Annotated in this window: 24 protein-coding genes and 1 riboswitch; of the genes, 20 read left to right on the forward strand and 4 right to left on the reverse strand. The window is 36.6% G+C overall.

Features of this window, described 5'->3' with window-relative positions; all coding sequences use genetic code 11:
- Nucleotides 1–158: 158 nt before the first annotated feature.
- From B9N79_RS15630 to B9N79_RS15655, 6 genes are all read left to right on the forward strand, one after another.
- A complete protein-coding gene (locus B9N79_RS15630; RefSeq protein ID WP_040058146.1) occupies nucleotides 159–1046 on the forward strand; it encodes a diacylglycerol/lipid kinase family protein in 888 nt (295 codons plus the stop codon).
- 99 nt (nucleotides 1047–1145) lie between these two features.
- The gene (locus tag B9N79_RS15635; RefSeq protein WP_040058145.1) at nucleotides 1146–2444 is read left to right on the forward strand and encodes a nucleotide sugar dehydrogenase; all 1299 of its coding nucleotides are present in this window, start codon (nucleotides 1146–1148) and stop codon (nucleotides 2442–2444) included.
- A gap of 96 nt (nucleotides 2445–2540) precedes the next feature.
- Nucleotides 2541–3011: a TraR/DksA C4-type zinc finger protein gene (locus B9N79_RS15640; protein WP_040058482.1), complete on the forward strand. Its 471-nt coding sequence runs from the start codon at nucleotides 2541–2543 to the stop codon at nucleotides 3009–3011.
- Nucleotides 3012–3126: 115 nt separating this feature from the next.
- A complete protein-coding gene (locus B9N79_RS15645; RefSeq protein WP_182928742.1) occupies nucleotides 3127–3969 on the forward strand; it encodes a MurR/RpiR family transcriptional regulator in 843 nt (280 codons plus the stop codon).
- A gap of 111 nt (nucleotides 3970–4080) precedes the next feature.
- A complete protein-coding gene (gene murQ / locus B9N79_RS15650) occupies nucleotides 4081–4965 on the forward strand; it encodes an N-acetylmuramic acid 6-phosphate etherase (protein ID WP_040058143.1) in 885 nt (294 codons plus the stop codon).
- Nucleotides 4966–4991: 26 nt separating this feature from the next.
- Complete coding sequence (locus tag B9N79_RS15655) at nucleotides 4992–6359, forward strand: PTS transporter subunit EIIC (RefSeq protein ID WP_040058142.1); 1368 nt, start codon at nucleotides 4992–4994, stop codon at nucleotides 6357–6359.
- 37 nt (nucleotides 6360–6396) lie between these two features.
- On the opposite strand, the gene B9N79_RS15660 is transcribed toward B9N79_RS15655, so the two are convergent.
- Nucleotides 6397–6837 carry a YtoQ family protein gene (locus tag B9N79_RS15660; protein ID WP_040058141.1) on the reverse strand — a complete coding sequence of 147 codons (441 nt, stop codon included), beginning with the start codon at nucleotides 6835–6837 and terminating at the stop codon, nucleotides 6397–6399.
- 282 nt (nucleotides 6838–7119) lie between these two features.
- On the opposite strand from B9N79_RS15660, the gene B9N79_RS15665 reads away from it, so the two are divergent.
- The 9 genes from B9N79_RS15665 to B9N79_RS15705 all read left to right on the forward strand — a co-directional run bounded on the left by B9N79_RS15665 (nucleotide 7120) and on the right by B9N79_RS15705 (nucleotide 15033).
- Nucleotides 7120–7713 carry a beta-class carbonic anhydrase gene (locus tag B9N79_RS15665; RefSeq protein ID WP_376752401.1) on the forward strand — a complete coding sequence of 198 codons (594 nt, stop codon included), beginning with the start codon at nucleotides 7120–7122 and terminating at the stop codon, nucleotides 7711–7713.
- A 41-nt stretch (nucleotides 7714–7754) separates the two neighbouring features.
- A complete protein-coding gene (locus B9N79_RS15670) occupies nucleotides 7755–9011 on the forward strand; it encodes a SulP family inorganic anion transporter (RefSeq protein WP_040058140.1) in 1257 nt (418 codons plus the stop codon).
- A 281-nt stretch (nucleotides 9012–9292) separates the two neighbouring features.
- On the forward strand, nucleotides 9293–10195 hold the full coding sequence (locus B9N79_RS15675; RefSeq protein WP_046216809.1) for an extracellular catalytic domain type 1 short-chain-length polyhydroxyalkanoate depolymerase: 903 nt from the start codon (nucleotides 9293–9295) through the stop codon (nucleotides 10193–10195).
- Nucleotides 10196–10307: 112 nt separating this feature from the next.
- Nucleotides 10308–11600, forward strand: coding sequence for an amidohydrolase (locus B9N79_RS15680; RefSeq protein ID WP_040058139.1), 1293 nt, complete (start codon nucleotides 10308–10310; stop codon nucleotides 11598–11600).
- Between the two features lie 193 nt (nucleotides 11601–11793).
- The gene (locus B9N79_RS15685) at nucleotides 11794–12633 is read left to right on the forward strand and encodes a glycerophosphodiester phosphodiesterase (protein WP_040058138.1); all 840 of its coding nucleotides are present in this window, start codon (nucleotides 11794–11796) and stop codon (nucleotides 12631–12633) included.
- Between the two features lie 117 nt (nucleotides 12634–12750).
- The gene (locus B9N79_RS15690; RefSeq protein ID WP_019393274.1) at nucleotides 12751–13041 is read left to right on the forward strand and encodes a hypothetical protein; all 291 of its coding nucleotides are present in this window, start codon (nucleotides 12751–12753) and stop codon (nucleotides 13039–13041) included.
- Nucleotides 13042–13295: 254 nt separating this feature from the next.
- Nucleotides 13296–13592: a hypothetical protein gene (locus tag B9N79_RS15695; RefSeq protein WP_019393275.1), complete on the forward strand. Its 297-nt coding sequence runs from the start codon at nucleotides 13296–13298 to the stop codon at nucleotides 13590–13592.
- A 50-nt stretch (nucleotides 13593–13642) separates the two neighbouring features.
- Complete coding sequence (locus tag B9N79_RS15700) at nucleotides 13643–14371, forward strand: glycerophosphodiester phosphodiesterase (RefSeq protein ID WP_019393276.1); 729 nt, start codon at nucleotides 13643–13645, stop codon at nucleotides 14369–14371.
- 104 nt (nucleotides 14372–14475) lie between these two features.
- Entirely contained in the window at nucleotides 14476–15033 is a 558-nt protein-coding gene (locus tag B9N79_RS15705; protein WP_019393277.1) for a GrpB family protein, read from the forward strand.
- A 77-nt stretch (nucleotides 15034–15110) separates the two neighbouring features.
- Here B9N79_RS15705 and B9N79_RS15710 read toward each other — a convergent pair whose 3' ends face one another.
- The gene (locus B9N79_RS15710; protein WP_040058137.1) at nucleotides 15111–15527 is read right to left on the reverse strand and encodes a hypothetical protein; all 417 of its coding nucleotides are present in this window, start codon (nucleotides 15525–15527) and stop codon (nucleotides 15111–15113) included.
- A 91-nt stretch (nucleotides 15528–15618) separates the two neighbouring features.
- Nucleotides 15619–16404, reverse strand: a complete 786-nt coding sequence (locus B9N79_RS15715) for a hypothetical protein (RefSeq protein ID WP_019393279.1) — start codon at nucleotides 16402–16404, stop codon at nucleotides 15619–15621.
- A 341-nt stretch (nucleotides 16405–16745) separates the two neighbouring features.
- On the opposite strand from B9N79_RS15715, the gene B9N79_RS15725 reads away from it, so the two are divergent.
- The 3 genes from B9N79_RS15725 (at nucleotide 16746) to B9N79_RS15735 (ending at nucleotide 19788) form a co-directional block, all read left to right on the forward strand.
- Nucleotides 16746–17627: a Cof-type HAD-IIB family hydrolase gene (locus tag B9N79_RS15725; RefSeq protein ID WP_019393281.1), complete on the forward strand. Its 882-nt coding sequence runs from the start codon at nucleotides 16746–16748 to the stop codon at nucleotides 17625–17627.
- 111 nt (nucleotides 17628–17738) lie between these two features.
- A riboswitch (Lysine riboswitch) is annotated at nucleotides 17739–17914 on the forward strand.
- An 88-nt stretch (nucleotides 17915–18002) separates the two neighbouring features.
- Nucleotides 18003–19427 carry an amino acid permease gene (locus B9N79_RS15730; protein WP_046216811.1) on the forward strand — a complete coding sequence of 475 codons (1425 nt, stop codon included), beginning with the start codon at nucleotides 18003–18005 and terminating at the stop codon, nucleotides 19425–19427.
- A gap of 154 nt (nucleotides 19428–19581) precedes the next feature.
- The gene (locus B9N79_RS15735; RefSeq protein ID WP_046216812.1) at nucleotides 19582–19788 is read left to right on the forward strand and encodes a hypothetical protein; all 207 of its coding nucleotides are present in this window, start codon (nucleotides 19582–19584) and stop codon (nucleotides 19786–19788) included.
- 38 nt (nucleotides 19789–19826) lie between these two features.
- On the opposite strand, the gene B9N79_RS27020 is transcribed toward B9N79_RS15735, so the two are convergent.
- Nucleotides 19827–20183: a YczF family membrane protein gene (locus tag B9N79_RS27020; RefSeq protein ID WP_472924689.1), complete on the reverse strand. Its 357-nt coding sequence runs from the start codon at nucleotides 20181–20183 to the stop codon at nucleotides 19827–19829.
- On the opposite strand from B9N79_RS27020, the gene B9N79_RS15745 reads away from it, so the two are divergent.
- Nucleotides 20182–21777 carry a spore germination protein gene (locus B9N79_RS15745; RefSeq protein ID WP_019393285.1) on the forward strand — a complete coding sequence of 532 codons (1596 nt, stop codon included), beginning with the start codon at nucleotides 20182–20184 and terminating at the stop codon, nucleotides 21775–21777. The genes B9N79_RS27020 and B9N79_RS15745 overlap by 2 nt on opposite strands.
- Nucleotides 21767–22978: a Ger(x)C family spore germination protein gene (locus tag B9N79_RS15750; protein ID WP_019393286.1), complete on the forward strand. Its 1212-nt coding sequence runs from the start codon at nucleotides 21767–21769 to the stop codon at nucleotides 22976–22978. Before B9N79_RS15745 ends, B9N79_RS15750 begins: the two co-directional genes overlap by 11 nt.
- The last annotated feature ends 2 nt before the right edge of the window (nucleotides 22979–22980 follow it).

Raw genomic sequence — 22980 nt, forward strand, 5'->3', positions numbered from 1 at the left:
AAAGTGAGGGAAACTCTTTCATTTGAACGATAAGTTCTTTGTGAGCGTTTCTCTAAAACTCATGTGAAAAAGGACAAGCAATACAGGGCGGATGGTGTACAATTTTTTGAAAGAGGGAATAAACAAAGACAAAGTACTATGAATGGGGGAAGATGACGATGATGTCAGCAGCACTGATTTTAAATCCTAATGCAGGCAATGGAAAAATAAAAAAAGAGTTACAACATATAAAAGAAATTATAGAAAGCACGTATGCTCCACTTTCTGTTTATGAAACAAAACGGGAAGGAGATGGCGCTCGTTTAGTAAAAGAGCTTGAAAGTAAAGTTGATTTAATTATTGGAGCAGGGGGGGATGGAACGATTCACGAGCTCATTAATGCTATGTGTAAGTTAGAAACAAGACCTTTATTTGCAGTGCTTCCAGGAGGAACATGTAACGATTTTTCACGAGGTATTGGAATGGATCAAAATATTATCAAAGCAGCACAGCAAATTGCAACAGGAAGAGTTGAAAAAGTAGACATTGGGAAGAGTGAGCATCAATACTTTTCAAACTTTTGGGGAATTGGGCTTATTAATGAAGTATCAGAAAACATTGAGGAAGATTCAAAAGCTCGTTTTGGTAAACTCTCTTATTATATGAGTACAGCTAAAACGATTACGAATATTGAACCTTTCTACGTAGAAATAGAAGGTGATGGAGAGGAGTTTAAAGGAGAGGCTGTTATGGTTGTAGTAGGAAACGGGGCTTTTACAGGAGGGCTAAGACCTTTTTTTCCGAAAAACCATCTCCAAGATTCTTGTTTGGATGTGCTTGTTGTGACGGAATCTAACGTACAGACGTTTTGGAAGCTTTTTCTCTCAAATTTTTCAGATGAGAAAGTTATTCAAGAGGAAAGTATTCTTAAATTTCAAGCTAAGCATGTTAAAGTAACCACATCACCAGCACAAAAAATTGACTGTGATGGCGAGCGCAAATATTATACCCCGGATTCTATTAACGTTTTACCACGATTTCTAGAAGTGATTGTAGGAAATTTCTAAAATAAAAGAATTAATATTTTATAATTGGTGTGGTGTCCATGCCAACTTCTTTCACTATGCATACCTTATAAAAGGAATAGAGCAAAGGCGGGTTTTTATATGCATAATGATAAGAAGAAAATAGCTGTAGTAGGGTTAGGATTTGTTGGATTACCTCTATCTATGTTGCTATTATCAAAAGGATTTATGGTTGTTGGAATTGACTTAGATGAAAATAAAATTCGCTCTTTAAACAATGGAAAAAGCTATATTTCAGATATTAGTGACAAGAGTGTAGAAGAAAGTATGAAATCAAAACGATTTTCTGTTTCTTCTAGCTATAAAAATGTAGAGGAAGCAGATGCAATCATTATCTGTGTTCCAACTCCTCTTAAGGAAGAATATGCCCCAAATCTTATTTATATCGAGAAAGCTGCAGAGGCGTTGAAAGCTCATCTTCAAAAAGGTCAGCTTGTTGTTCTCGAGAGCTCTACGTTTCCAGGAACAACAAGAGAGATTCTTCAACCTCTTTTAGAAGAAAGTGGGCTTGAAGCAGGAAAAGACTTTCATTTAGCATATTCTCCAGAACGCGTTGACCCTGGGAATGTTCAATTTTCACTTGGAGATATTCCGAAAGTAATTGGAGGCATTACTTCAGATTGTCAGGAAGTTGCTTGTGATTTATATTCAAAGATTTATCAAACGGTTGTCCCTGTTTCCTCGCCTGAAATAGCTGAGCTTACAAAGCTTTTAGAAAACACGTATCGATTTATCAACATTTCTTTTATTAATGAAATGGCGATGCTTTGTGACCAAATTAACATTGATGTATGGGAAGTGATTGCGGCTGCAAGCACAAAGCCATATGGATTCGCGCCTTTTTATCCAGGTCCAGGCATTAGCGGACACTGCATTCCTGTAGATCCTCTCTATTTGCAATTTAAAGCAAAAGAAAAAGGAATTACTAGCAACTTCATTGAGTTGTCAACTTCTACAAATGAAAAAATTGTTCAGTATATTGTTGAAAGAACATTAGAAATAGTAGGAAAAGAACCTGGAGAAACAAGCGTTTTACTCTATGGATTAACATATAAAAGAGATGTACCAGATGTGCGAGATTCAAAAGCTGTAGAAGTGATGGAATATCTTCTTGAAAAAGGGGTTAATGTAACTTATCATGATCCACACTTTGAGCGTATTATGATCAATGGAGAGGTTCACCATAGTGTCTCACTACTTGACAAAGAGTTAAGTGAAAGCGACTGTGTGGTAATTTTAACAGATCATAGCGTGCTGCCAAAAGAGCAGATTTTAGAAAAAGCAAACCTTATTTTTGACACGCGTGGAGTGCTCCAAGACGCAAAAGGAAAAGCTAAAGTAGTTGAGCTTGGTGGAGGAACAGCTTTCTTTAAGAGGTAAGGGAAAAAAGCTATCTGTTTTTGAGATAGCTTTTTTATATGTTTAAACAATTGGAAAGGGGGAATGAAAATAGTAAAGGAAAAAGGAGAGAAGAAAATGGCTTTAACAAAAGAACAAGAAATGCATTTAAAAGAAATGCTTTTAAATATGAAAAAATATAAAACAGAGCGAGTAGAAGAAAGGCCAAAAGAAGATTTACAAGAATCAACAGGTGAATTAACGAACGGAGTTGACAATCATCTAGCAGACATTGCGACAGAGCAATATGAGCGTGAACGAGATGAGACGATTCGGGAAGTTGATGAACGCTTAATTCAACAAGTAGATGAAGCATTACAGCGTATGGAAGATGGAACATACGGTATTTGCGTAGATACTGGCGAAGAAATTCCATATGAACGCTTAAAAGCTAATCCTTATGCAAAACGAACAGCTAAAGCACAGGAGAGGTTTGAAAAAGGACAGCCTTCTCAAAAAGCAGACCGAGCGACACAGCCAAGTCGACGCATTGATGAAGAAAAGACTTTAACCGTTGACTCATTAAAAAAAGAACAGGATGCTTTCTAGCACAATCACAATATGTGATTGTGCTTTTTATATGGAAAAGAAAGATTGTATTCCATTTTTTTAGCCCGTAAAATAAAGAAAACAGATGTACTTTACAAAAAGTGAGGGATTGTCATTGAGCTTATTACAACAAATCAAAGAAGGTAAAAAAGGGTTTACAAAGTCAGAAGAAAAGATTGCTGGGTATATTTTAAATAATGTTGAAGAAATTCCAACTCTAACAACAAAAGAGCTTTCTCTTCGTTGTAAGGTAAGTGAAGCTAGCATTGTTCGTTTTTGTAGGACAATAGGGCTTAAAGGTTATAAAACATTTAAGATGTCTTTGGTGCGTGAACTCAGTGGAAACGATTATATTAACGAAGTGTCGAGAATTCATAAGGATGATCTTCCGTTGCAACTTTTTATGAAAGTAACGAATGCTAGTCGAAAAGCGCTTGATATGGCGGAAAGTTCTCTTGATAGAAAGGTATTTGAACGTGTTATTGAGAAATGTGTAGGAGCAAATCGAATCTTTTTTTTCGGTGTTGGTGGATCTGCTGTAAGTGCTATGGATGCTACATATAAGTTTTCAAAGCTTGGCTATCCTTCTTTAGTTTCATACGATTTTCATATGGCTATCAATTTAATTACAAGCATGGAGAAAAAAGATCTTTTTGTCGGAATCTCCACATCTGGAAAAACAAAAGAAGTAGTCGAACTAGCCCGACTAGCCAAGAAACGAGGGATATGTGTCGTAGCTATTACAAAACTTGAAAAAACGCCGCTTTATAAAACAGCAGATTTTCCGCTTTGTATTCCAGATGTTGAACAAGATTACCGAATTGGAAGTATTGCTTCCAGAACTTCCCAGCTTAACATTGTCGATGCCCTGTATATTAATGTTTTTAATCGTCTTAGCGATGATATTTTACAAAAGTTTCATGAAACAAGAGAAGCCGTCATAAATTTAAGAAGGTAGCAATATGCTAAATGAAACATAATTTCATTAAAAATAATAAATATATTGACTATTTGTTTCATTTTCTCATAAAATAAAGGTATATGAAAGCGTTATCGAAGGGGTGGGAAAGTGTTAGAACGTTTAGGAACAGAACGACGTAACAATGAAACAGAGGAATTAGATACAATGAGTATTCAAAATATTTTGCGTATTATGAATGAAGAAGACAAGAAAGTTCCAGAAGCCATTCAAAAGGAATTAGAAAATGTTGAAAGAGCTGTGAGGCTAGTTGTAGAAAGCTTTAAATCAGGGGGGAGGCTTTTGTACGTTGGAGCAGGAACGAGCGGACGTCTTGGTGTTCTTGATGCTGTTGAATGCCCACCGACATTTGGCACAGATCCAAACCTTGTAAAAGGGGTAATGGCAGGAGGAGAATCAGCTTTTATTAAAGCTGTTGAAGCAGCAGAAGATCGTGAAGATTTAGGAGCAGAAGATATGAAATTGCTGAACGTTACCTCTAATGATACCGTAATCGGTATTGCGGCGAGTGGACGAACGCCATATGTTATAGGAGCCTTACGATATGCTAGAGAAAGAGGTGCATCAACATGTACGATTTCGTGTAATAAAGAAACAGCTATTAGCGCTCTAGCAGACGTGGCAATTGAAGTTGATACAGGCCCGGAAGTTCTTACAGGTTCAACAAGATTAAAAGCAGGAACAGCTCAAAAGCTTTTACTAAATATGATTTCAACTGTTTCAATGATTCAGATAGGGAAAGTATATAAAAACTTAATGGTAGACGTACAGCCAACAAATGAGAAGCTTGTAGAGCGCTCAAAACGAATCATTATGGAGGCAACAAGTATATCATATGAAGAGGCTTCTACCTATTATGATCAATCAAAACAAAATATTAAAGTTGCCATTTTAATGGCTTTAACAAATTGTACAGCTGAGGAAGCGGAAACAAAGTTGCAGGCTAGCAATGGATTTGTACGTCAGGCTCTTTAAGAGAGGTAAAAAAGAGGGGGAGTACAATGTCAAAAGAGCGGGAAGTAGCACACAAAATTTTAGCTTGTCTTGGGTTTGAGGAGAATGTAGCTAATTTTACAAATTGTATGACAAGACTTAGAGTGAACGTCTATAACCGAGAAGAGGTTAATATTCAAAAACTTGAAGAAATAGACGGTGTTATTGGAGTTGTAGAAGATGAAACAATTCAAATTATTTTAGGTCCTGGTTTTGTGAATAAGGTGGCTTCAGAATTTCAGCAGTTTTTTGATCAATCTTCAGTTGAAGAAGATCAAAAAAGAAAAATTCAAGAAAAGAACAATACACCTTTCAAAAATGGTCTAAAGAAAATTGGAAACGTCTTTATCCCTCTTTTACCGGGACTTATTGCTTCAGGACTTATTAATGGGATTGTAAGTACGCTTATCAACGGCGGTGTTGATGAAGCAAATGAACTAATTGTATTAATGAAGTTTATTGGAGGATGTATTTTCACCTATCTCGGGGTTTTTGTTGGGATCAATGCTGCAAAAGAATTTGGGGGTACGCCAGTTCTGGGGGGAATTGCAGGTTTATTAATTATTAACCCAGCTCTTGATACTCTTGATCTTACCATTATGGGAGAAGAAGTAACAGCAGGACGGGGTGGCCTTATTGCTGTTTTGATCTCAGCTTGGTTTATGACCGTTATTGAACGAAATGTAAGAAAGTTTATTCCAAACGCTGTAGACATTATTTTAACTCCTCTTCTCACGCTTCTTATTGTTGGAATAAGTACAATGTATATTATTCAGCCACTAGGAGGGCTTCTTTCAGAAGGGATTTTAAACATCTTAACTGCTGTACTAGAAATAGGTGGGCCTCTCGCTGGTGCCGTACTAGCAGGTACATTTTTACCTCTTGTAATGGTAGGGCTTCATCACGGGTTGATTCCTCTTCATATGGAATTTATTCAAGCAACAGGAGCTACTCCGCTTCTTCCTATTTTAGCGATGGCTGGAGCAGGTCAAGTTGGAGCAGGGCTTGCTATCTTAGCAAAAACGAAAAACGAGCGCATTAAGAAAAACTTGTATGGAGCGCTTCCTGTAGGATTTTTAGGAGTAGGAGAACCGCTTTTATACGGAGTGACTTTACCGCTTGGACGTCCATTTATTACAGCATGTCTAGGCGCTGCTGTTGGAGGAGCTTCACAAGCTGTTTTCGCAACAGCAACAAAAGCAGTAGGAATCTCAGGGCTCCCGCTTACACTGCTTGTTGTAGATGGGAAAATTATTTTATACTTGCTTGGTCTTTTAATCTCTTACGGAGCAGGTTTCATTTTCACTTACTTCTTTGGCTATAAAGAAGAAATGGCTCAAAATCTTAGGAAAGAAAAAGAGGTTTCAGTAGAATAGAAGTCAAAAGACGTCTCGCATATGCGAGACGCTTTTTTTATGAGAATACGTAAGAAAGAGCTTGCAAAGCTTGCTGTGGTGTTTCTACAACAACTTGTGCTTTATTTGAAAGTTCTTTTAATGGGTGATGAAGAGTTTCCGGGCGAACTAGAATAAGCGGTTTTCCTTTTTCAATTGCGCGTGATGCATCCATTGCTGTATTCCACTGTTTATATTTATCACCGAAAAGAGCAATAACAACATCACTTTTATTCATTAAAATTTCAGTTCGCAGATTATTAATAGCAGAAGCTGCTTCATCTTTAAAAATATTATTAGGTTGTTTTCCGAGAATTTCTTCTCCAATGTTATCAGAACGATCGTGATTTTCCATCGGACCAACAAATGTAAGTGGTAAATTTAAGTCGCTTGCTTCATTTTTTAATATATCGCGCCAGTTATCGTGAATCTGTCCTGCTAAATAAACGGTAAGTTCCATTATGTAATCCTCCTTTTTCAGTTCATTATACCTTTTTATCATAAGAAAGAAACCTTCTTTAGAAAGGTTTCTTTTGTATTAGTTCTATAATACTTATTTAATTTACAATAAGTTAGCAAAATTGAGTTAAATTAAAAGTTAAGAAAGTTAATTATATTTTAATTTTTCTAAAATCTCATAGAATTCTAATATTTATCTAATTATTCTCTCATATTTTCCTTTTATTCTTTAAAAGAACATAAAAGAAAACGGTTCAACTTAAAAAGCCGTATGGAAGAAAGGATGAATAAAGTGGAACGATTAGAAAGCATGTTAAAGAAGAACGAGGAATTTGTAGCAAAAGGCGAAGGAAAAAAGTTTAAAGCAAGTAAATTTTCTAATAAAAACATGCTTGTTATTACATGCATGGACGCTCGTTTAATTAAAATGTTGCCGGAAGCCCTTGATTTAAAAAATGGAGATGCCAACATTATTAAAACAGCAGGTGCTCTTGTTTGTGCAAAAAGTGAAAATGTTCTTAGAAGCATCCTTGTTTCGGTCTATGAGCTTGGTGTTGAAGAAATTTTTGTTGTAGGACATTATGACTGCGGTATGGCAGGGTTTTGCTGCGACAATCTACTTGAAAAATGGAAGGATAGAAGTGACATTCAACAAGGTGTGCAACAATTATCAAATGAAGGAGTTAATTTTGAAAGATGGCTCAAAGGATTTGATCATGTAGAAGATAGCGTGAAAGATAGTGTTTCATTCCTCCATGAGTACCCACTCCTGCCCCAAGGGATAAAAATTCACGGTCTTATCATTAATCCAGAGGATGGAAGGGTTGATCATGTGACATCCCTTACAAAAGAAGAAAAGATAGAGCGTACTTTCTAAGAAAAAGTGAGGACAAAGGAAGATGGGTGAGGAGAAAGAAGATGAATAAAACAAAAAAACAGCCGTATACGCTTGAGATGCTGAGGCGTGATTTGATTGCCGGGATTATTGTAGGAATCGTAGCTATTCCACTTGGGATGGGATTTGCTATTGCTTCAGGAACGGAACCTGTACATGGAATTTATACTGTTGTAATTGCCGGAATTATTGTTTCTACATTAGGAGGATCAAAATTTCAAATTGCAGGACCAACAGGGGCATTTGTTCCGATACTGCTTGGGATTGTCACACAGTACGGATTTGATAACCTAATGATTGCGACCTTTATGGCAGGACTTATTCTCATTGTGCTTGGATTATGTAAAGCAGGTTCGCTTGTTAAATATATTCCGAAACCTGTTATTATCGGTTTTACAGCTGGGATTGCGATTATCATTTTCTACGGCCAACTTCCCCACTTTTTAGGGTTATACAATACAAATGATGAAGCTGGATTTTTAGCTGGCATGGTTTCCATTGTTAAAAGTCTACCAGATGCCAATTTTTATGGAGTGTTAACAGGCATTGTCGGTCTTGTAAGCATTATTTTAGCAACGCGCTTTGTTCCTAAAATTCCAGGTGCTCTTATTGGGGTTCTTGTCTCAACTGCTTTTGCGCTTTTACTTTTCCCTGATAAGCTTGTAACCATTAATACACTCTACGGAGCAATCCCGAACACGCTTCCGCAGTTTGGACTTCCTGAAATTACGCTAGAAAAAATTATTACCCTTATTCCTGCAGCGTTAGCCATTGCCTTCTTAGGTGGTTTGGAATCTCTACTTTCGGCTGTTGTAGCAGATGAAATGGCTGGTACAAAGCATAAAAGTAACCGGGAGATTGTTGCCCAAGGCATTGCAAACACTATATTACCCTTTTTTCAAGGAATTCCTGCTACAGGAGCTATTGCAAGAACGGCAACAAATATTCGAAACAAAGCGGCAACTCGATTTTCAGGCGTTGTGCATGCTTTATTCGCCTTAATTGTCCTCCTTGTGCTCGCTCCTTATGCTTCTCATATTCCGCTTGCAAGCCTTGCCCCAGTTTTAATGGTAGTAGCGTGGAATATGAGTGAACGTAAACATTTTGCGGGCATTGTAAAAGAAAGATCACGTGAATCATTTGTGTTGCTTGTTACCTTCTTTTTCACTGTCTTTTTTGATCTGATGGTTGGAATCGGCATTGGAATGCTCGCATACTTTGTCCTTAACTTTAATAAGACAGCAATAGGGAAGAAAGTTCGCTCAACTGCTGGAATGTAAGAAAAATGATATGATGTGTTCGTTCTTCTAACAAAAAAGAAGACAAAACATGTAAATTAACCTACAGTAAAGGTAAGTCCTTTGAGTGCAGGTATATTGTTAAGAAACTCCGTCCATGGTGGACTTTAGGTAAAAGTTCATCCTCTATTGAAGCATTTTCTCTAAATAAGAGAGGATGCTTTTTTTATCTTGTTTTTAAAAAAAGAAGGAATAAGAGAAGGAAACGATGAAGCTATGATGAAGCGAATTTTATTCTGAAAATAACGAGGAGTAGGGTGTATATGATAAATGCAGAAGAAAGATTTGAAGAATATGAATCTAAACAGGGCTCTTACTATCTTTATGTACCACCAAATAATCGCCCGCACGAAAAGTCTCCACTTATGGTTGTCTTGCATGGATGTACGCAAAATCCTTTCATTATTGCTACGGCAACAGAAATGAATGATACGGCTCGCCAAAACAATTTTCTTGTTTTATATCCTGATCAGCCAAGAAGTGAAGATTCTGGGAAATGCTGGAGTTGGCATGATGTAGATCATCAAGAAAGAGGGAAAGGAGAGCCTCACAAAATTGTTAGCATGATTAATCATATAAAAGAAAAATATGAAGTATCTGATATATACATAACAGGTCTTTCTGCCGGAGCGGCAATGGCTCTGATCGTAGGAGGCGTTTATCCAGATCTTTTTTCAGGAATAGGAGTTGTAGGAGGCCTCCCTTATAAAGCAGCCGAAACCAAATCAGAGCGTGCGCTTGCCATGATTAACGGCCCACAGCATGATGCTGAAAAGATGGGAGAGCTTTTATACGAAAAAACGGCTGTGTACGATAAAAGGGTGCCTCTTATTGTCTTTCACGGTACATATGACCGTGTTGTTCATCCAATAAATGCTAATAAATTAATAAAACAGTGGATCACTTTGTGTAATTTAATGAACAAAAATGAAAAAGACGGCAAAATTCCCTCTACGCCTGTTCGAACACATAAGGGGGCGGTACCGCTTGGGAAGACGTATAAAATTGAAGAATATGAATCTCCGGATAAAAGCATCAAAATTCACTACGTATCAATTAATAGCATGCTTCATTCATGGCCAGGGGGAAGCGTAAAAGGAACGTTCACAGATCCTCTTGCTCCAAGTGCTAGTGAAATGATGTGGGAGTTTTTTAAACAGAAATAAGCTTGATTATTTTGAATGTTAGGAAAGTAAACGAACGCCTTACGGAGAGCTTAACAGGTATGCTATACTTGAAAAAATTTAACTTCAAACCTTAAAAGAAGGGAAGCATATAATGAAAAAAGCGTTCTATCATTGCGATATATTCACACTAGATCACGAAAAAATAATTAAAGACGGAATGATTATAACGGAAGACGAGAAAATCGCCTATATTGGAAAGATGGAAGAGGAGCGATTGCAAGATTGTGAAGAAACTTACAACTGGAGCGGGAAATGGGTTATGCCAGGGCTTGTGAATTCACATGTTCATATTGTAATGAACATCCTACGTGGTGTTGGAGATGATATGCTTCTTCATCCATGGCTAACGGAAAAAATTTGGCCGCTTGAAGCGAAGTTTACGACAGATCTTGCTATTACAAGCTCAAAAGCAGCTATTGTTGAAATGATAAAGAGCGGGACAACGCTTTTTAACGACATGTTTAATCCAATTGGTCTTGATGTATTTAAACTTTACGAAGCAGTAAAAGATACCGGAATGAAAGGTAATTTGGCGTATACCCTGTTTTCTAATGACAAGGGAGATGAAGCTATAGCAAAAGAAGCGTATGATATGGCTCAATATATTAAGAAAGATCGTTCATTAATTAGAACAACAGTTGCTCCACACAGTCCGTATTCTTGTAGTGAAGAGCTTCTGCGTTCATCTGTTTCAATTGCAAAAGACCTTGACTTGCCTCTTCACATTCACGTGTCTGAAACAGAAAAAGAGATGAATGATTGTCTTAGCGAACATAAAGCAACTCCTGTACAATATCTAGCAGATCTTGGTTTTTACGAACAGCCCACCATTTTTGCTCATGGAGTTGTTCTCACAGATGAAGATGTTGCTCTTTTAAATGAAAAAGGAACATCAATTGCTCACAACCCTATTAGTAATTTAAAGCTAGGATCTGGAGTTGCTGATATTTCTAGCCTAAATCGTGCAGGCGTGAACGTAGCTATTGCAACAGATAGCGTTGCTTCTAATAATAATTTAGATATGTTTGAAGAAATGAGAACAGCTGCACTTTTGCAAAAAGGTACACATAAAACGCCAGAAGCAATGCCTGCTTATAGCATGCTAAAAATGGCAACCTTGAATGGATCAAAAGCATTAGGATATGAGGATACAGGTGTATTAAAAGAAGGATACAAAGCAGATTTCATTTCGATTGATCCAAGAGATAAAGTCCATCTTCAACCTCTTGAAAATGCCTCTTCACATCTCTTATATGCAGCAAGTGGAAAAGATGTTTCTGATAGTGTTATTAACGGAAATGTCGTAATGGAGAATCGCGTTCTCTTAACGCTAGATGAAGAAAGAATCATATACGATCTAAATTACTACTATAAAACATTATAAAATGTAAAAAAGGTGCTACTTTTAGCACCTTTTTTACGCTTTCTCCTTTCCTAATGTTCCCAACATGAAAGAATTATGATAGCATTTGAAATGCGGATAACAGATGATAATGAAAGAAACACAATCTTTTTACATAAAAAAAGAAAGAACCGTGAATAGTAAAAAACACGGCTTACATAAAAAGGAGAAAACGATGACAAAACGCATTTTTATCGCGATTGGGTTACTTCTGCTTCTCGTGAGTTCTGAACATAGATTTGTTCTAGCACAATCTAATCATCCTATTTTAAATATTGCTCATCGTGGTGCGTCTGCATATGCACCTGAACATACGATGATTTCTTATAAAAAAGCTCTTGATATGGGAGCAGACTATCTTGAAATAGACCTTCAGCAAACAAAGGATGGCGTCCTTGTTGCGATCCATGATTCAAAATTAGAAAGGACAACAAATGGAAAAGGTCGTGTGAAAGATTACACATATGATCAATTAAAGAATCTTGATGCTGGTTCATGGTTTAATCGAAAATATCCTGAGCAAGCAAAAGAGTCATTTGAAAAAGAATCAATTCTATCACTCGAAGAAATTTTTGCTTACTTTGGGCGTGATCAGCATTACTATATTGAAACAAAATCGCCCCAAAGCTATAAAGGAATGGAAGAGAATTTGCTTAAGCTTGTGGATAAATACAATATTCCAGAAGAGCATCTTTTAATTGAATCTTTCAGTGCGAAAAGTTTAAAAAGCATTCATGAGAAGAAGCCTGAACTTTCACTCATTAAGCTTTCTCTTTGTCGTCCATCATTACAGGAAATAAAGGAAATTAAAACGTATGCAGACGGAATTGGTCCCCGTGCTACGTGTTTAGATAAAGGATATATTGAAAAAGTTCATAGTCAAGGTTTGTTTCTTCATGCCTTTACAGTCAATGATAAAAAGGCAATGGGGAAGCTGATACATTGGGGCGTAGATGGTCTTTTTACCAATAATCCTGACGTATTAAAGGATGTAATTGAGAATCAGAACTCATAGAATTTTCTCTTTTTTCTATGTTTTGTTCTTTCTCTTTTTCGTGATAAGATGTACAGTGTTGGAATAATTATCAAGTTACCGGTCATATTTGAAATGAAAACAAAAGGGGAGGTTTCATTGTATAGAGAAACAAAAAAGAATATTGCAAAAACTTCGTTATGGTTCGGAATAGCAAGCCTTATTTGTACAGGGATCTTCTTTATACCGACTGTTTTACAATTTGCGTTTGGCATTTTCTTTTTCTTCGGTGCTTTTCTCTTATCTTTTGTTGGAATCGTATTAACGATTATCAGCTTTTTTAAAGAGAAAACAAAAATGTCTATCGTATCGGTCATTATAAATGGTGCTGTACTCATCGTCTTTATTCTTCTTTCTATTGCAGCGGCTCACATGCCAAGTGCGTATTAATCAAAAGAGGAAGTTTTCTAAAGAAGCTTTAGAGAGATCTTGGTCTTAAGCTTTTATTGAAAAGCCTCCTCTTTTATTAAAGAATGCTTGAGAGCAATAGAAATGAAATTTTATATAAAGTACAACCCTAAAAAATACGTCTAGAGTCGTCAAAAAATGACAGAAACATTTGCGTATTTCCTCTTTTTCTCTTAAAGGAAAAGAACGAATAAATAAGAAAGTATAAGAAAAAGAGATGAAAGGAACGAAAGCCAGTGAAGCTTAAAAAAAGAATCGTTATACCTGCTGTTGCAGTTGTTGTTCTTGTATGTGCGGCCTTTTTTATTTTTACAAGAGCGGATTATCATGGGAAAGTGGTTGATATTAGCGGAAGCAAAGTATACCTTGGTCCATTAACTCAAGATGAAGGATATCAAATCATTGAAGTAACAGCAGATAAAGATACAGAATTTGAGGGCGGAGATCAAGGCGTGTTTGGACTGAAAAAGGGTCAAGAAGTACATGTATGGTTGAAAAATGGAGAATTAGCAAGCAAAATTTCGGTGGAGTGAGTTATTGCTCCATCTTTTTTATGAAGAAAAAAGATAAGAGGGGAGAAGTCATGAACATTGCTCATAGAGGTGCTTCAGGGTATGCTCCAGAAAATACGTTTGCAGCTTACTTTTTAGCATTGAAAATGAAGGCAGACTATCTTGAAATTGATGTTCAAATGAGCAGGGATGGAGAACTTGTTCTTATACACGATAAGACAGTAGAGCGAACAACAGATGGAAATGGCCTTGTTAGTGAAAAAACGCTTCATGAGCTAAAGGAACTTGACGCTGGAGGGTGGTTTTCCGGGGAGTTTAAGAACGAGCGTATTCCTACACTCCCAGAAGTATTTGCAACATTCCGAACGAAAGTAGGTTTTCTAATCGAACTGAAATATCCTTCTTTATATCCAGGGATTGAGGAGAAGCTTGCACGAACGCTTGAAAGTTTTCGATTAGCAGAGTCTGACAAAATTATTGTTCAATCTTTTGATGAGAAAGCTGTGCAACGGATTAAGAAACGTCTTCCGAAAATTTCAGTAGGAGTTCTTGTAAAGTACAATATATGGGGGATATCTTCTGCAAAATTAAAAGACATTTCGGCATATGCAACATATGTGAACCCAAACAGAAGACTGATTACAAAGAAGCTTGTGAAACGTATTCATAAAAATGGAATGAAAGTTACTCCTTATGCTGTGTATCGTAAAAAAACAATTCAAAGCTTTTATAACCTAGGTGTTGATGGTATTATTTGTGATTATCCTGATCTTGTAGCGGAAAATCAAAAAGCGCGTTAAACCGACAGAATACGCTTATTTTCTGAAAAAGCAATAATTCTCCTTTTCCCAATTAATCTTTCTATTATATAATAATATGGGAAAGTGATGAGGGGGGAGAAAGAATGGCAAAAGTACAGCTTGTTCCGTATGATGCACAGTGGCCAGAGAAGTTTAGAGTTCTGAAAGAACAGTTGGAGGAAAAGTTAGCACCAATGAAGGTTTGTATTGAGCATATTGGTAGTACTTCTGTACCTAATATGATGGCAAAACCAATCATTGACGTAATTGTAGGAGTGGAAAAAGAAGAAGAACTACAGGATGCTATTGATCCAATTCGAGAGCTTGGTTATACATATGTGCAACAATATGAAACCATTTTGCCAAATCGACGCTATTTTGTTCGATTTAAAGAGGAAGGTCTTCCAGACATTATTAGGAATGGAGAACATGATTTTTCACAGGATGCCGATATTCATCATGAAGCACATCTTCATGTTGTTGTAAAGGGGAGCAACTTATGGGAAAGGCATCTACAATTTCGCGATATTTTAAGAAGTAGTGAAGACAGTTTAGAGGCATATGCTTCGGTTAAGCGAAAGCTTGCACTTCGAGAATGGGAAAGTACAAATGAATATGCGAAAGCAAAAACGAGCGTTATTACAGGAATTTTAAGTCGATAAATTCAAGTATGCTAAAATTGTTATAGTTATTTAACTTATCATAAAGCTCATGCGTTTAGACGCATGAGCTTTTTTAGCTACGTAGGAGAATAAAGAGTAAGAATACGCTTTTTTCCTTTTTGATCTTTGTACTGAACATAAAGGGCATAGTCTGCTTTTTTCCACTCTTGTTTTGTAAGAGTTCTACTAACAGTTTCACTTGTTTTTCCTTCTAGAAGCATTGAGTATACTTGTGTTGAAAATGTGTTAGAAGGTTGAGTTGTTCCATTTTTATTAAGCCAGAGAAGAGTACCATGATCAAATAAAAGTTGAATGTCTTTAAGTGTTTTATTGTGTAGTGAAGCCTCGATTGTGTATTCTTCTGTTTTAGATTGATAGGAAACGTTTACCTCGGCTCTTAATATGCTATCTTCCGCTTTTTGCTTCCGTGCTTGTCGGTCATCCGAGTATCCAGCCAATACAATCACCACCCAAAAGATTAATAGGTATTTCATAAGAAAAAAGCCTCCTACTCTTACCCATTATCTTACTATACTTTACATTACTCTACACAAAAAAAACGTATAAGTCTTTTTAACTTATACGTTACACAGCATGTGATTTTTGAATGGCTGCCTTTCGCTCTAGCGCAAGTTGTTCAAGTTGCTTCACTTTTGGAACTGTAAAAGCAAGAACAGAGAGGAAAAGAGCTCCAAAAATAAAAACATTAGATGGTTTTGTTATCTCTGCTTCGGTAGCAAGTTTCCTTCCTTGATCAAATAAAGAAAACAGGCTCTCGTCTGGAATAGGCATTGTAATAGAAACAATTATAAAAAGAACAAAAATAGCAACTATATACAATATTCCATGTACAAGCCTTATGAAAGCAAGTCCTTTTTGTTCAGGTGCTGTTAAAAACATGGAAAGTTCCTGACCTGAACGAATCATATCGTCACTTTTTTCTTTATATTCATAAGGGAAAAATAGCGCAATTCCCCAATAGTAGAAAAAAGATAAAAGAAGTCTTACAGCTTCTACAATTAAATAAAAGATAACAGTTACTGTTACAGCCATTAAAAAGTAGTTTTCTGTAAAAATAGCTCCTGCAGATAACCAGATGGCTGCTGTTGAGAAGTAGAGAAACCGAGCTTGTTTGTTATAGCGTACGCTTTTAATAACCCTTTTATCTGTAGCTAATAAAAATCCATTAATCAACAAAATAAGAAAGTTGACGAAAGCGCTTATATAATGCTCGGTAGAAAGTGGTTTAAACGTTAATATCCCGATGTGTACGATATATGTAAAACTCAAGGCATAAAACGAAAAAGCCGTTGGTGAATCAAGGTATGAAACAGATGATAGGCGATGAGCTTTTTTTAGTGAACGAATCAATGTTTTTTCTTTACCCCCTTTCTAGGATAGTTCCTAAAGGTACTTACATACAAGATAATATACAGCATGTGAAAAAACAATCGACAAAATTTGTGAATAGACCAAGAAATCGTAAAAAATCTTCTTCTTTCTATAGTATTATAGAAAAGGAGAAGAGGACAACAAAAAAGAGCGATAATTCACAAGCATTTCACGGAAGTCTAATTTTTGATTGAAACATTTGAAATAGGGAATAATATTTTTACTATGTCTAAAAAATAACATGAAATAATAAAAAATCTTTCAGTGAAAAGCGTTTCATACGCTATAGTAAAAACAAATACAGCAAGGGGGAACAATTGATGATTATTGCAATTGATATGGATGGAACATTATTAAATAGTGAAGGTAAGGTGCCTGCTGAGAATGTAGAAGCGATCAAAAATGCACAGCGCGCTGGGGTTAAGGTTGTCATTGCAACAGGAAGAAGCTATGAGGATGCAATGCGTCCTTTACAACCGTTCGATCTTAAACTTCCTAAGATTTGTGCAAACGGAGCAGACGTAAGAGATGAAGAAGGAAACGTTCTTCATCGCCAATCTCTAGAGGAGCAAGACATTCAAAATGCTATGAATCTTCGCTTTCATAATGATGAGGAAGTTTACTTTGAAATGTATGTGCAAGACGGGGTTTATACATATGAAAATGCAGGAGATGTAATGAAAGCGGAAGCAGACCGAGTGAGAAGCTCTAATGAAAAAATTTCTCGCTTTGAACTTGATCTTTTAGCTGCCAAACAGTCACAGCAGGCTGGCGTGACCTTTTTACCAAAAGAAGAGCTTATGAAAAAAGCGCTCCAAGAAGATACTAATATTTTTAAATTCCTCTTTTTCTCCTTCGACTTAAACAAGCTGCAAGTTGTAAAAGATGAATTAGGAAAAAGCGACAACGTAGCTATTAGCTCATCTGCTTTGCATAACGTGGAGGTCAACCACTTGAAGGCAACAAAGGGAATTGCGCTTCGTAAAATGGCAGAGCATTTCAAAGTTGATATGAAACATTCAGTCGCTATTGGAGACAATCACAACGATATTAGTATGTTTAATGAAGCAGCTACAAGTTTCGGGATGGGAAATGGAGATCCTGAAGTGCAGTCATTATGTGACTACGTAACCGAAACAAATGATAATAATGGAGTAGCAAAAGCGATTGAGAAAGTATTAAAAAGTTCTCTAAAAGCCTAAGAAACAAACATGAGCTGTTTTTCCTTATTTTACACAAAATAGGGCTTTGACAGCTCATGCTCTCTTTGGTATTATAACGTAGTAAAAATAATATAAATCCTCACTCTTTCTCGGTGAGGTAGAGGTTGCGCGTATTAGGAGTAACATATGGGAAGCAAGTGGAGCTTATGAACATATGTGAAAGGAATGAGCGCCGAAGCTTATAAAAAACCACTTTTTTTATAAGCTGGGCCTGTATTAAATAAGTACAGGACTGCCACAAGTTTTTGTGGAGGGCTATCAGAGAGATATGGCAGAGTGAATGCAAAAGTATGGGCATTTCCATACTTTTTTATTTTGTCTGCTAAAAATTACTTATTGGAGGATTTTTGCAGCATGGAACAAACGAAAAAATGGGGTTTTTGGCTCTTAACAGCTTTTGTTGTTGGAAACATGGTAGGATCAGGGATTTTCATGCTTCCAAGTACGCTTGCACAAGTGGCAAGTCCACTTGGCGTTATGACAGCATGGGCTGTTACTGGGTTTGGTGTATTAATGCTTGCCCTAACTTTTGGAACGCTATCAATTCGAAAACCAGAGCTACAAGCGGGACCGCAGAGTTATGCGAGAGCGCTATTTGAAAATAAAAAAACAGGTGATGTAGCAAGTTTTACAACCGTTTGGGGATATTGGGTAGCAAACTGGATTAGCAACGTAGCGATTATTACAAGTTTTGCAGGTTATTTATCTACTTTTCTACCGATTATGAGAGACGGTCGAGTATTATTTCATGTTGGGTCTCAACCGATTGAATTAGGGAAGCTTATTACTTTTGTAGTTTGCTCTATCTTCTTATGGGGAACTCATACAATCTTAGTTACAAGTATGAATGCAGCAGGTAAACTGAATTTTGTTACGACATTTTCAAAAGTCGTGGGATTCGCTCTTTTCATTATTGCTGGGTTATTTGCTTTTCAGTTCTCAACAATGGGAAGTTTTTATTATCCTGTTGAGAGCACAGATGGAGGAAATCCGCTTGGACTTTCGAGTCAAGTGTACAATGCCGCTATTTCAACACTATGGGCATTCGTTGGTATTGAGTCAGCCGTTATTTTATCAGGTCGAGCATCTTCACAGCGCGATATTAAAAAGGCTACTGTGGCAGGGGTAACAATTGCTATTATTATTTATATGACAATTACAATGATTACAATGGGGGCGCTCCCACACAGTGAACTCCAAGCATCAGATAAGCCTTTCGTAGACGTTTTAAACGTTTTAATTGGTCGTGGTGGCAGTATTATTATGGCACTTCTTGCACTTGTCTCCTTGTTTGGATCAATGCTTGGGTGGATCTTATTAAGTTCAGAAGTTCCATACAGAGCAGCGCGTGAAGGAAACTTTCCAGCCTTTTTTGCAAAAACAAACAAAAAAGGAAGCCCAAGTAATGCTTTACTTGTAACGAATATTATGTCTCAAATCTTTATTTTTTCAACTGTTTCAGGAACGATTAGTCAAGCGTATTCTTTCTTAACAACATCATCAACGCTTGCTTATCTTATCCCATATTTAATTTCAACTATTTATTTCTTAAAAGTTGTCATTAAAGGGGAAACATACGCAGAACTAGGGGGAACATCTTCACGTATAAAAGACGGGATTATTGCAGGGCTTGCATTTATTTATGCAGCATGGGTTATTATTTCCGGAACTGCAGATATGAAAACTTTTTCTTTAGGAATTGGCCTCTTTTTAATCGGAATTGTATTTTATCCGCTTGTAAAGCGTAAAGGAAAACGACAAAGCACACAAGAAATGTAAAGTATGAAAAGCTGAGGGAAACGTTCCCTCAGCTTTTTTTATGAATGAAAAGGCAGTGTTCTGAAGAGTGTTTATCAAGTGATAAAAAGTGGAATACAAGGTGAAGAAGGAGGAATAACTTTTCGGTGTTAGTGAATATGGATGGACAATTATTATGCTATTAGTAGGAGGATTACTAAGTATTTACTTTACACTGAAAAATCGAGATATTGCCTACCCTCTTGTTTTCATTTGGTCATACATTGCTATCATCGTTCAAAGACAAGATATGAAGGCTATTGTTATTACAGCATCTATTTCCATCGTCCTCATTCTCAGTTCCATCATTGCAAGCCTTATTAAAAGAAAACGTTTTTCATAATATAAGAGCCAGCTTTGTTATCAAAATAAAGCTGGCTCTTAATTTTTTTTACTTTTTCTTTGTTTCCATATTTCTTTGCCTATATAAACAAAAAGAGACAGAAGCAGAAAACAAAGCAAAAAGAACTCTAAAGGTGCCATAACGCGAAAACCATAAAACACATTATAAATAGCTCTCGCTACAGAGTAGTTCATAAAAAGGTCTAAAACAATGACTAAAGAGAAAGATAAAGAACTCATAAGCAAAAGAGCAAGAAGCATTTTCAAAGTAGTCTTCCTCCAACAATTATCATTTGTTTTTTTACTTTTTTCATTTGAAGTTCTCTTTATACAGATGAATGCATAATTGTGCTCTTTTCTGCAGAAAATGGATAAAAAAAGGTAGGTCTCTGCCATGTTTTTTAAGAAACGAAAAAAGAAAGAAGACAGCAAGTCAGATGACACCCATGAAGAGAAATCTCCAGCAGAACTTCTTCAGCGTGATTTAACATGTAATATTAAAAGAATAAAGGAAGAAGTTGGATATAGCTCAGACGTTATTGTAAGAGAATTTTCAATTGGTTATAACGAACAAATTCCATCTGCCATTGTTTTTATTGATGGACTAGTTGAGGCGAGTATTATTAATGATTCTCTCCTTAAGTTGCTGCTTGAGGAGCCTAATATTGAACGCTATTTTAAGGAGTGGAATCCTATTCAACTTTTGCAAACGAAAGTGGTAGCTCTTGATGATGTGAAGATAGTGTTGGATTGGGAAACGCTATTTCAGTCTTTAGTAGATGGAGAAACCATTGTTTTAGTTGATGGGTATCCTCAAGCACTCTCAGGAAGCGCTAGAGGGGGAGAACAAAGAGCTATTGAGGAGCCACAGACGCAAGTTTCCATTAGAGGACCAAAAGATGGTTTTACAGAATCAATTCGTACAAATACAGCGCTACTCCGAAGAAGAATTAAAAATACGGATTTTAGAATGGAAACAAAAAAGCTTGGAAAAGCAACTCAAACAGATGTGAGCATTCTCTACATCAATGGAATTGCAAAAGATAAAATTGTTCAGGAAGTAAGAGACCGGATTTCAGGAATTGATGTTGGTAGCATTTTAGAGTCGGGAAATATTGAAGAGCTTATTGAAGATGAAACATTTACAACATTTCCGACCGTTTATCATACAGAGCGTCCTGATGTTGTAGCAGCCAATTTGCTTGAGGGTAGAGTAGCTATTCTTGTAGACGGCACGCCGTTCGCTCTTGTTGTGCCAGCTTTATTCATTCAATTTTTTCAGTCTCCTGATGATTACTATACTCGGTTTGATATTAGTTCAGGGTTGCGCTTCTTGCGCATTATGATTTTTTTCATTTCTTTAATTGCGCCATCAAGTTATATAGCAGCAACCACATTTCACCAAGAAATGATTCCAACTCAGCTTGCTTTTTCGATTGCAGCACAGCGAGAAGTTGTTCCATTTCCCTCATTTGTAGAAGCCGTGATTATGGAAGTGACTTTTGAGATTTTACGAGAAGCAGGAGTTCGAATGCCAAGGGCAGTCGGACAAGCTGTCTCTATTGTAGGAGCACTTGTTATTGGACAAGCAGCTGTTCAAGCTGGGCTTGTATCTCCAGCTATGATTATTATTGTTTCGTTAACAGCAATTGCGAGCTTTGCTACTCCGTCTTTTTCAATTGCTATTTCAGCGCGTGTTATTCGCTTTGCTTTAATGGTTTGTGCAGCTGCGTTTGGGTTCTATGGCATTTTCCTAGGATTAATTATAATGGTTGTTCATTTATGTAGTTTGCGGTCGTTTGGTGTCCCTTATATGTCTCCTCTTTCCCCACTCGATTTTCAAGGTCTAAGAGATACGTTTATTCGAGCTCCTTTTTGGTCACTTGATCGTAGACCCGCGCTTATAAATGAAGATAATGTTAAAAGACAAGGAAGAAATCAAAGTCCACATCCTCCAACAGAAGAGGAGGAAAATCAAGATGAAACATAGTATACGGGCTTTTATGATTCTTTTATGTTGTTTTTTTTTATCAGGTTGTTGGAGCAGTAAAGAAATGTCTGATTTAGCTTTTGTTACAGCAGTTGGAATTAGTAAAGATAAAAATGGAAACAAATATAAAGTTTCGCTACAGGTTGTGAATCCAGGAAGCGTTGCAGGTGGACAACAAGCAAGTGTTCAAGATGCCCCTGTGACGATTATGTCTAGTACAGCAGTTAATCCATTTGAAGCTAGTAGACACGTTACAAGCAAAATGTCACGGAATTTATACTATGCTCACACAAACTTAATTGTCATTGATGAAGAATTAGCAAGAACAAAAGGACTATATGAACTATTTGATTTTATTGAACGAAGTGATCAACTAAGGGAAACTGCTACAATTGTAATTGCAAAAGGTACAAGTGCTGAGAACGTAATTAAAAACTTAACGCCTATTGATCGAATTCCAGCCGTTTATGTAAACAAACTGCTTGAAAATGCGGAAGACAATGGAGGACAGAATATAAAAGTAAATGTTGATGAAGTTTTGCAAAAAATCACTTCTCATGGAAAAGAACCTATTATTAACGGTATTTCGATTCAAGGTAGTGCAGAAGAAGGTTCAATGCAAGAAAGCATCCAAGGAAGTGATCCAAAGGGAAAGATAGAAGCAAGCGGCATTGCTATTTTTAGAGAAGGAAAACTCATTGATTGGGTAAAAGGAGACAATGTGCACGGAATTTTGTGGTCAACAAATAAAGTGAAAGATATTGTAGATAGCATAGACTGGGAAAGGCATAAAAAAGCAATTGCACTACAAACAATAAGAGCAAAATCAAAACTTAATGTCAAATGGCAGCATGGACGCCCTATTATTTTGATGAATATCGAAACAGAAGGAAACATTAATGGAGTTAATGTTTCTGTTGATTTAAGAGATCCACAGACTATCCAAAAAATCGAAAGATTATGGGAGAAGCGAATTGAACAAGAAGTGATGAAAACAGTAAAAAGAGCAAAAAAGGACAAAAGTGACATCTTTGGGTTTGGAAGAACGATTTATGAACATAGTCCAAAAAAGTGGAAAGAAGTGAAAGATGATTGGAATGTAAAAGGATTTACCGAAGTAGATGTGGAGGTAAACGTCAAAGCCTTTATCCGTAGGACAGGTCTTCGTAATCAGCCGTTCCTTTCTAATCCTAATCGGTAACA

Origin of the sequence: Priestia filamentosa, from assembly GCF_900177535.1 — a bacterium.
Taxonomy (GTDB): Bacteria; Bacillota; Bacilli; order Bacillales; family Bacillaceae_H; genus Bacillus_I; species Bacillus_I filamentosa.